General features: G+C 73.3%; 11 protein-coding genes. 5 read left to right on the forward strand and 6 right to left on the reverse strand.

From position 1 onward, the window contains the following. Positions 1 to 81: 81 nt before the first annotated feature. The 4 genes from ACQRUO_RS35785 to ACQRUO_RS35800 all read right to left on the reverse strand — a co-directional run bounded on the left by ACQRUO_RS35785 (position 82) and on the right by ACQRUO_RS35800 (position 3711). Positions 82 to 1077 (reverse strand): serine protein kinase RIO, encoded by a 996-nt coding sequence (locus ACQRUO_RS35785; RefSeq protein WP_428320342.1) that lies wholly within the window; start codon positions 1075 to 1077, stop codon positions 82 to 84. Positions 1078 to 1311: 234 nt separating this feature from the next. After that, positions 1312 to 2505: a CaiB/BaiF CoA transferase family protein gene (locus ACQRUO_RS35790; RefSeq protein ID WP_428320343.1), complete on the reverse strand. Its 1194-nt coding sequence runs from the start codon at positions 2503 to 2505 to the stop codon at positions 1312 to 1314. A gap of 11 nt (positions 2506 to 2516) precedes the next feature. Next, on the reverse strand, positions 2517 to 3050 hold the full coding sequence (locus ACQRUO_RS35795; RefSeq protein WP_428320344.1) for a DUF2165 domain-containing protein: 534 nt from the start codon (positions 3048 to 3050) through the stop codon (positions 2517 to 2519). A 28-nt stretch (positions 3051 to 3078) separates the two neighbouring features. Beyond that, positions 3079 to 3711 carry a lysophospholipid acyltransferase family protein gene (locus ACQRUO_RS35800; protein WP_428320345.1) on the reverse strand — a complete coding sequence of 211 codons (633 nt, stop codon included), beginning with the start codon at positions 3709 to 3711 and terminating at the stop codon, positions 3079 to 3081. A gap of 161 nt (positions 3712 to 3872) precedes the next feature. On the opposite strand from ACQRUO_RS35800, the gene ACQRUO_RS35805 reads away from it, so the two are divergent. The 3 genes from ACQRUO_RS35805 to ACQRUO_RS35815 all read left to right on the forward strand — a co-directional run bounded on the left by ACQRUO_RS35805 (position 3873) and on the right by ACQRUO_RS35815 (position 6650). Next, positions 3873 to 4484 carry a GNAT family N-acetyltransferase gene (locus ACQRUO_RS35805; protein ID WP_428320346.1) on the forward strand — a complete coding sequence of 204 codons (612 nt, stop codon included), beginning with the start codon at positions 3873 to 3875 and terminating at the stop codon, positions 4482 to 4484. A 243-nt stretch (positions 4485 to 4727) separates the two neighbouring features. Beyond that, positions 4728 to 6197: a polyprenol phosphomannose-dependent alpha 1,6 mannosyltransferase MptB gene (mptB, locus tag ACQRUO_RS35810; RefSeq protein WP_428320347.1), complete on the forward strand. Its 1470-nt coding sequence runs from the start codon at positions 4728 to 4730 to the stop codon at positions 6195 to 6197. A 33-nt stretch (positions 6198 to 6230) separates the two neighbouring features. After that, complete coding sequence (locus tag ACQRUO_RS35815) at positions 6231 to 6650, forward strand: MscL family protein (RefSeq protein ID WP_428320348.1); 420 nt, start codon at positions 6231 to 6233, stop codon at positions 6648 to 6650. A 23-nt stretch (positions 6651 to 6673) separates the two neighbouring features. Here the strand turns inward: ACQRUO_RS35815 and ACQRUO_RS35820 are convergent, their stop codons facing one another. Then, on the reverse strand, positions 6674 to 7114 hold the full coding sequence (locus ACQRUO_RS35820) for an ATP-binding protein (protein ID WP_428320349.1): 441 nt from the start codon (positions 7112 to 7114) through the stop codon (positions 6674 to 6676). A gap of 233 nt (positions 7115 to 7347) precedes the next feature. Here ACQRUO_RS35820 and ACQRUO_RS35825 point away from each other — a divergent pair, with 233 nt between their 5' ends. Further along, complete coding sequence (locus ACQRUO_RS35825) at positions 7348 to 8199, forward strand: helix-turn-helix domain-containing protein (RefSeq protein WP_428320350.1); 852 nt, start codon at positions 7348 to 7350, stop codon at positions 8197 to 8199. Between the two features lie 27 nt (positions 8200 to 8226). Beyond that, entirely contained in the window at positions 8227 to 8439 is a 213-nt protein-coding gene (locus tag ACQRUO_RS35830; RefSeq protein ID WP_428320351.1) for a DUF397 domain-containing protein, read from the forward strand. Positions 8440 to 8449: 10 nt separating this feature from the next. Here the strand turns inward: ACQRUO_RS35830 and ACQRUO_RS35835 are convergent, their stop codons facing one another. Further along, the gene (locus ACQRUO_RS35835; RefSeq protein ID WP_428320352.1) at positions 8450 to 8659 is read right to left on the reverse strand and encodes a hypothetical protein; all 210 of its coding nucleotides are present in this window, start codon (positions 8657 to 8659) and stop codon (positions 8450 to 8452) included. Between the last annotated feature and the right edge of the window lie 152 nt (positions 8660 to 8811).

An 8811-nucleotide genomic window follows, 5' to 3' on the forward strand; every position in this document is an offset into this window, starting at 1 on the left:
CGGGACGGGAGCCGCTCCCCGTCCCGGCGATCCCGGTCTGCCCGTCAGTCCGGCCGGGCCGTCGCCCAGCCCGGGAGGCGCTCAGTCCAGCCGGGCCTCGAAGGCCAGTTCCCGGGAGAGCTCGTCCACCTTCGCCCTGGGCAGACCGCGGGCGATGAACCAGCCGCCGACGTTGCGCACATCGCGCTCCAGGAAGGTGCGCCCGCGCGGGTTGGCGATCACGTCGACGATCTGCGGCACGTCGATGATCACCAGACGCCCCTGGTGCACCAGGATGTTGTAGGCCGACAGGTCGCCGTGCGCGTACCCGTCCCGGGCCAACAGACTGAGCGCGGTACCGAGTTGCTCCCACAGGTCGACCAGGTCGGCCTCCTCGGGCCGGACCTGGGCGAGTCGCGGGGCCGCGGCGCCGGACTCGTCGCCGATGAACTCCATCAGGATCTCGGTGCCCAGGATCTGCACCGGGTAGGGCACCGCGGCCCCCGCCGACCAGAGCCGGCAGAGCGCGGCGAACTCGGCCGCGGCCCACTGCCCGGCGATCGCCTGCTTGCCGAACTCGGTCCGCTTGGCCATCGCCCGGCTGACCCGGGACTCCTTGTGACTGCGGCCCTCCAGGTAGCCGGAGTCGCGGTGGAACATCCGGTGCTGCCCGTCGCGGTACCGCTTGGCGGCCAGCAGGGAGCGGCGCCCGGTGCCCGGCACGGCGCGCTCCAGCAGGAAGACGTCGGCCTCCTTACCGGTCTTCAGGATGCCGAACTCGGTGTCTACGGCGGCGAGTTCGGTCACCACCCAGTCGGGGCGCGGCTCCGGACCCTTCTCGGTGGGGGTGGACTGGTCCCAGGTGGACCAGCGGTCGCCGGTCGGCGGGCCGTCGCCGGCCGCGCCGGCGGCGAGGGCGTCGGCCTGCTCGTCGTCGGCGGCGTAGCCGTCGTCGTCGTAGGAGGCGTAGTCGGTGTGCTCGGTGTACTCGGCGAACGCCGCCTCGTAGGCGTCGTCGTCGAAACCACGGCGGTTGCCGCCCTTGCCCTTGCTGCGGATGCGGGCGAACGACTCGTGGTCGGTGAACTGCTTCGGCACTGCGGTGTTCTCCTGGCGGGAGGGCCCGCCGGAGGGCGCGTCAGCGCGCAGTGTCAGCCGGCAGGCAGGGGGTGGGGGGAGGCGTCGTAGGGCGCGCAGACGAGAGCGCGCCGCGTCACAGCGGCGACCATCGAGAGGCACCTCCCTCGCACGACATCCTGGGCAGCCCAGCCGGGCTCGAACTCGATCGATATTAGCGACCCTGCCGTGGCACGCAACCGAATTAACCGGCGGCTACTCGGCCAGCCCCAGCGCGCCCGCCGCCCGCAGCGCCGCGACCCGGGCCGGCGGGTAGCCGAGCCCGTCCAGCACCGCCCCGGTGTGCTCGCCGAGCGCCGGCACCGGGCCCATCGGCAGCTCCACGCCCGCGAAGCCGAACGGCGGCAGCAGCCCGCGGACCTCGCCCACCGGGGTGGCCACCGGGCGCCAGCGGTCCCGGGCGGCCAGCTGGGGGTGGTCCAGCAGGTCGCCGACCTGGTTCAGCCGGGCGCAGGCGATCGCCAGCCCGTCCAGCCGCCGGATCGCCTCGGCCGCCGTCATGGTCGCGGTCCGCCCGCCCACCAGCGCGTCCACCAGCCGGCGCCGGCGCACCCGGGCCACGTTGGTCGCCCACGCGGGATCGTCGGCCAGCTCCGGCCGGTCCAGGAACCCCGCGGCGAACCTGGCCCACTCGCGGTCGTTCTGGATGCCGATCAGCACCTCCTGCCCGTCGGCGGTCGGGTAGGCGTCGTAGGGCGCGATCGCGGGGTGCGACAGGCCCGCCCGCCCCGGGCTGCGGCCGGTGGCCTGGGTGTGGTGCAGCTGGTGGCCCAGCCACTCGGCGGTCGCCTCGAACATCGCGATCTCCACCGCGCTGCCCTCCCCCGTCCGGGCCCGGCCGACCAGCGCGGCCAGCGTCCCCGACAACGCGTACATCCCGGCCGCGATGTCCGAGGCCGGCACCCCCGTCTTGGCCGGCCGGTCCGGCGGCCCGGTCACCGAGGCCAGGCCGGTCTCGCACTGGATCAGCATGTCGTAGGCCCGCCGGTCCTGGTACGGGCCGCCGGCGCCGTAGCCGGACAGGTCCACGGTGATCAGGCGCGGGTGCCGGGCCCGCAGCTCCGCGGCGCCGAAGCCGAGCCGGGCGGCGGCCCCGGGCGCGAGGTTCTGCACGAACACGTCGGCGCCGGCCACCAGGTCGGTGAGCACCGAGCGGCCCGCGGGCGTCTTGAGGTCGAGGGTGATCGACTCCTTGCCGCGGTTCAGCCAGACGAAGTGGCTGGCCAGCCCGCGCACGCTGTGGTCGTAGGAGCGGGCGAAGTCCCCGCCGTCCGGCCGCTCCACCTTGACCACCCGGGCTCCCAGGTCGGCCAGGTGCCGGGTCGCCAGCGGCGCCGCCACCGCCTGCTCCAACGCGACCACGGTGACCCCCGCCAGCGGCAGCTCCATGCCCGGCCCCCTCACTCCTGCGACGTGTGCGGCAAGTTCACCACCAGCAGCGCCAGCCCCGCCAGGGTCACGTTGCGGATCGCCGCCTCCAGGCCGTTCCACGCCTTCGACTGCCACATGGCGAACCACTCGCCGCCGATCCCGATGAACCCGACCCCGAAGAGCAGCAGCATCAGCAGCAGGCCGAGCGTGCTGAGCCGCCGCGCCTGCCGCGGCCGCCGCCACCAGGCGAGGGTCCCCGCCGTCAGCACCAGGGCGCTCAGCGCCTCCCAGGCGATGATCGCGACGTACGCGGTGTCCTGGGCGGTCGTCGAGGTGACGGACCGCCACATCAGCGACCTGTCGTGGAAGGTGGTGTCCATCGCCAGCACGTGGTGGACGAACTGCTGGTTGGTGCCGAAGTCCGTGACGTTGCCGAAGACGACGAGCAGCAGGTAGACCGCGTTCACCCCGGTGAGCACCGCCGCCGCCACGGGCAGCGTGCCGAGGGCCAGGACGCGGTCACGGACGGCGGCGCGCGAGGCGCCGGTACGGGTGGTCAGCATGCGGAGGAGCGTAGCGGGGCGGCGCCGGTCAGCGGCGGACCCGGCCGGCCGCGGTGCGCCAGGCGGCGGTCACCGCAGCGTGCAGGACGGCGGGGTCGGTGCTGTGCACGGGGGCGCCCAGGTGCACGTGGTAGCCGGGGCGGCGCAGCGGGGCGGTGGCCAGTCCGGCGAGCTGCTTGGACGGCGTGCCGGAGGTCAGGCGGCGCGCGCCGGCCTGCCCGAGCGGGACGACCGGGGCGCCGGTGGCCGCGGCGAGGCGGACCAGCCCGCTGCGGAACGGCTCCGGCGGCGCCTCCCCGGAGTCCCGCCGGCGCGGCAGACCGCCCTCGCCGTAGATCAGCACCGAGCGGCCCGCGGCCAGCGCGGCGGCGGCCCCGCCGAGCGCCTCGGCGGCGCGGGCGGTGCCGCGCCGCACGGGTATGTGCCCCTCCCTGGTGAGCGCCGGCCCGAGCAGCGGGAGCCGCCACAGTCCGGCGGTGGCCAGCACCGCGGGACGGATCCCGAGCCGCTGCAGTGCGGCCAGCACGATCGCCGGGTCGGCGAGCGAGGTGTGGTTGGCCGCGATGATGCTGCCCGGCGCGAGGACGGGGGTGTCGGGGTCGGTGCTGATGGTGAGCGTGCCGAAGAGCGGGAGCAGCGCGGTGGCAAGGCGGCTCAGCATGACGGTCGGGTCCTTCGGGCGGCGGGGCGGGGCGTTGCCCTCATGGTGGCGCCCGGAACGGCGGCCGCACCTGAGTAGGTGTACTCACCTGCGCGTGCTCACCGCGCCACAGGGCTGAAAATCCGATTGTCCAGCGGGCGTAGCCTGCCCAGAATCACCGCATGACCGATCGCCAGACCACAGACCTCTCCACCAAGCCCACCCTGACCGGCGACCTCGTGCTGCTGCGCCCCTTCGACCTGGCGCAGGACGCCCCGGCGATCCGCGACTGGCTCACCGACCCCGAGGTCGGCCGCTTCACCGACGGCGACCCCGGCACGACGCCGCCCCCGCCGCTGGACGAGGCGGCCGAGCGCCGGATGCAGGAGTGGTACAGCACCCGGGCGCAGCAGTCGGACCGGTTGGACCTGGCCATCGTCGACCGGGCGAGCGGCCGCTGCGTCGGCGAGACCGTGCTCAACCAGTGGAGCCCGGCCAACCGCAGCTGCAACTTCCGGGTCCTGATGACCGGGGCCGGGCGCGACCGCGGGCTGGGCACCGAGGCCGTGCGGCTCACCGTCGGCTACGGCTTCGAGCAGCTCGGGCTGAACCGGATCTCGCTCAGTGTGTACGCCCACAACCCCCGCGCTCGCCGCGCCTACGAGAAGGTCGGCTTCGTCCTGGAGGGCACCCGCCGCGAGGTGCTGAACTACGGCGGCAGCTGGATCGACGACCAGGACATGGCGATCCTCGCCTCCGAGTGGCGCCGGCACCGCGGCCACCCGGAGCGGTGACGGGGTAGCCCGGCCGGGTAGGCCGCGTGGGTCCCGCTCAGCAGGCTGTGTGATCATCTCTGGCGATCGATCAGGTTGCCGATGGTCGATCACGCACACGAGCATCGGGGGATCCACGTGTCCGCACCATCACGGCCGTCTCCACCCGCACCGGCGGGGCCGAGACGGCAGCACCGTCGGGGCGCCTCGGCGCGACCCGGACGGGCGCTCGGGACCGCAGCGCTACTGGCGATCGGCTGCTGCGTGGCCCTGACGGTCCTGCTGGGGCTGCTCGGCCCGTCCGCCGTCGAGCCGGACTTCGGCCCCGGCGGGATCCTGCCGCCGTGGTTCGGGCACGCCGGCCCCGCGGACCCGCTGGTCTGGGCGCTGGTCGCCGTGGTCCTGCTGCTCGGCACCGCGGCGGTGGCGGCCGGCCTCGCCGCCGTGCGGCGCGGCTGGGCACCGCGGCCGCGTCGTCTGCTGCCGGCCGGCGCCCTCGCGGTCGGCGGACTGCTGTGCGTGCCGCCGCTCGGTACCACCGACCCGCTCAACTACGCCGCCTACGGCCGCACCGCCGCCCTCGGCCTGAACCCGTACCTGCTGACGCCGGCCGACCTGGCCCAGCGCGGCGACCCGGTCGGCCGGCTGTCGCTCGCCGAACCCTGGCTGCACACCCCCTCGGTCTACGGGCCGGTGGCCACCGCCACCCAGTGGCTCGCCTCGATCGGCGGCGGGACCTCGATGCTGCGCACCGTCTGGCTGCTGTCGCTGCTGAGCGGTGCGGCGTTCCTCGCCACCGGTGCGCTGCTGTTCCGGCTGGCCGGGCCGGATCCGGCCCGGCAGGTCCGCTCCCAGCTGCTGTGGACGCTCAATCCGGTGCTGCTGTGGAACCTGGTCGCGGGTCCACATGTCGACACGATCGGGGCGTTCCTGCTGGTCCTCGCGTTCTGGACACTGCGGCACTCGAGCTTGACCACCCGCAGCGGCATTGGCAGCGGCACCAGTCTGGGCACCGGCCTCGCCCTCGCCGCGGCCACCGCCGTCAAGCTGACGCTGGGCATTCTGGCGCTCCCGTTCGCCTGGGGCCTGCGCCACGACCGGCGGCGCCTGGCCACCACCGCGGGCGCGGGTGCGGCGGCCCTGGCGATCGGCTACGGTCTGACCCCGCAGGCCGTCGGCAACGCCGAGAACGTCGGCGGGGCGGCCGCCGACGGCACCGCGTGGCAGCTGCTGGACCGCACCCTGCTGGTCCCGGTGCTCGGCGGCTCGGGCGCACAGTCGGCCATGACCGTCCTGCAACTCCTCGCGGTGACCCTGCTCGCCGCCCTGCTGCTCGGCGCCCTCCCACCCGCGAACGAGGGTGACCTGGTCCGGCTCACCGCGCGCCCGGCGCTGGCCGTGGTGATGGCCTACCTGCTGGGCACTGCCTACGTCCGGCCCTGGTACGACGCGATCGCCTGGCTCCTGCTGGCACTGCTGGAGCGCTCCTGGTTCGACCCGCTGCTGCTGGCGCACACCGCGCTGCTGACCCTGGTGTACGACCCCGGTCTGGCCCACCCGCTGCACCCGAGCGCCCTGCAGGCGCTGGTCCTGCAACTCGCCTACCGGCTGGTGCCGGCCGGGCAGCTCCTGCTGCTGCTCGTCCTCGTCGCACTCTGCCTACGGCGCATCCGCACGTTGCGCCGGTCGGACCAACGGCACTGGCCGGCACCGCCGCGATCGGTTCACCTGTGAGGAGGTGACAGCAGCGAGGAGGAGGCAGGCACGATGCTGAGGGGCTTCAAGAACTTCCTGATGCGCGGTGACGTGGTCATCGCAGCAGTGGGGCTGATCATCGCCCTGGCCTTCTCCACCCTGATCGCGTCCTTCACCACCAACGTGATCAACCCGATCATCACCCGCGGCCAGGGCGGCCACGCCCTCGGCCTCGGCTGGCAGCTCGGCGCGGCGGGCAACATCCCCACCTACGTCAACATCGGGGCGTTCATCTCCTCGATCGTCTACTTCATCGTCTTCATGGCGGTGGTGTACTTCGGGATCGTGGTCCCCTACAAGCACATCCAGGCCCGCCGCGGCATCGCCGTCTTCGGCGACCCCAAGCCGGTCAAGACCTGCCCCGCCTGCCTCTCCGAGGACCTCCCCGAAGCCGCCACCAAGTGCCGCTACTGCGGCAGCGACCAGCAGTAGCGGCTACGACCGCCGGGCGCGCCTCACGCCGCCCTGCCGGGCGCCACCGGCCCGCACTCGACCCAGACGATCTTCCCGACACCCCGCCGCGGGCAACACCCCCACCGCTCCCCCAGCAGCCTCACCAGCGCCAGCCCACGCCCGGACTCGTCCTCGGGCCCGGCCGCCCGCAACACCGGCTCCCGATCGCCGCACGCATCGTGCACCTCGATCCGCAGCCGGTGCTCGCCCACGCCCACCGACACCCACACCAGCCGGTCCCGCGGGGTCCCGTGGACGACGGCGTTCGTCACCAACTCGCTGACCAGCAGCAGGCCGACATCGGCGTAGCGGTCGCCGTACGCCACCTTGTCCAGGAGGTTCGCCAGCAGCCGGCGGGCAGCGCCGGGCGACTGCCGACTGCGCGGCAGCCAGCAGCTGTCGGCGACGGTGAACTCGGGGGCGTTGCTCGAGGTTTCGGGCATGGCGAGGCCGCCTTTCGTACAGGAGGGGGAGCAGTCGATGGCGTTGCCAGCCGGACAAGGCATGAGGATGCCCGGTGACCCGTCAGTGCGATCACGGTGAGTCGCACCTCGACCACTCATCGTTAGTGCGCTCCGCGCCTCACGCTTTTGGCAATCGACCTTTTGGAAATTGATCCATGATCAATTCGGATTGCTAACCTTGCCTTCGTGCAGGTGATTTGAAAGGTGGTCACATGTCCGAAGTGCGCCCGACCGTTCGACGGCGTCGCCTGGCTGCCCTGCTGGCCGGATTCCGCGAGGAGGCCGGCTGCTCCCTGGATGAAGCGGCCGAGCGCATCGGGTGCCACCGCACCAAGATCAATCGAATTGAGAACGCTCGCCTCGGCATCTCATTGGGCGAGTTGCGCGACCTGCTCACGTTCTACGATGTCGAGGACCCCGCCCAGGTCGAGGAGATGGTGTCCTTGGCACGCCGTGGGCGCGAGCCTGGTTGGGTACGCCGGGCCAGCATCGCCAGGCCGTCGTTCTCCGACTTCATCGGCTACGAGGAGACGGCCCACTACATCCGCTCCTACGAGACCTTGCTGGTGGCAGGCCTGCTGCAGACGCCCGACTATGCAAGGGCGGTCATCCAGGCCGCTCCCTCAACCTTGGGGCCCGAGGCCGCAGAGGCCCTGGTGGCGGCGCGCATCGAACGGCAGGAGGTCCTGAAGCGGACCGATCCGCCCCGACTCTGCGTGATCGAGGGCGAGGCCGCCCTGCGCCTACAGGTCGGCGGTGCGGCGGTCATGCGCCGACAGCTCGACCACCTGGCCGAGATGGCTGACCACCCGAGCGTGAACATTCAGATCGTCCCCGACCGGGCCGGCGCACACGCCGGCCTGTTCGGCGCGTTCGTCCTCTTCGCCTTCCCCAACCCGGCATTCTCTGATGTCGTCTGCGTGGAGCATCGGACCGGAACGCTGTTCATGGAGACCCCCGAGGAGGCCGCAGAATATACGCTGATCTTCGACTCGCTTCGTACGGCCGCCCTGAGCCCGGGAGACAGTCTCGACCTGCTCGCCCGGATAAGGCACGAGATGTAACGACCAGGACCAGAGAGGTGGCACCGGATGTTCGCGCCGGTCATCGAGGAGCAACTGTGGCGCAAGAGCAGCTACAGCGGCCAGGGCGGCAACTGCCTTGAGGTTGCCGTCGGTTCTCCGCAGATCACGCCCGTCCGGGACTCCACGGACCCGGGCGGTCCCGCCCTGCTCTTCCCCACCCCCTCCTGGGGCGCCTTCGTGGCCGGAGTGCGCGCGGGTGGGTTCCCGACCCACTCCTGACTCCGCCTGCCTAGAACTGCCCTGTCGGCGCCGCGGCATGGCTGACCGGCACCGTGTGGGTGATCCACGAACTGCCGCTGCGGAGGTGCAGCAGGAAGGCGGTCGGCTCCGGGAGGTAGGTCAGGGCCTCGCCGCGCAGGGCGAGGCCGCTCTGCAGGTGGGTGCTCGGCGCGGTGGCCAGGACGGTGCCCGCGAAGGCAGCCGTGGTGGGCCGATGCACGTGGCCGGCCAGGACGCGGGCGACGTTGGCGTGGGGGGGGGGGGGGGGGGGGGGGGGGGGGGGGGGGGGGGGGGGGGGGGGGGGGGGGGGGGGGGGGGGGGGGGGGGGGGGGGGGGGGGGGGGGGGGGGGGGGGGGGGGGGGGGGGGGGGGG

This window comes from Kitasatospora sp. LaBMicrA B282, assembly GCF_050325825.1.
Lineage (GTDB): Bacteria > Actinomycetota > Actinomycetes > Streptomycetales > Streptomycetaceae > Kitasatospora.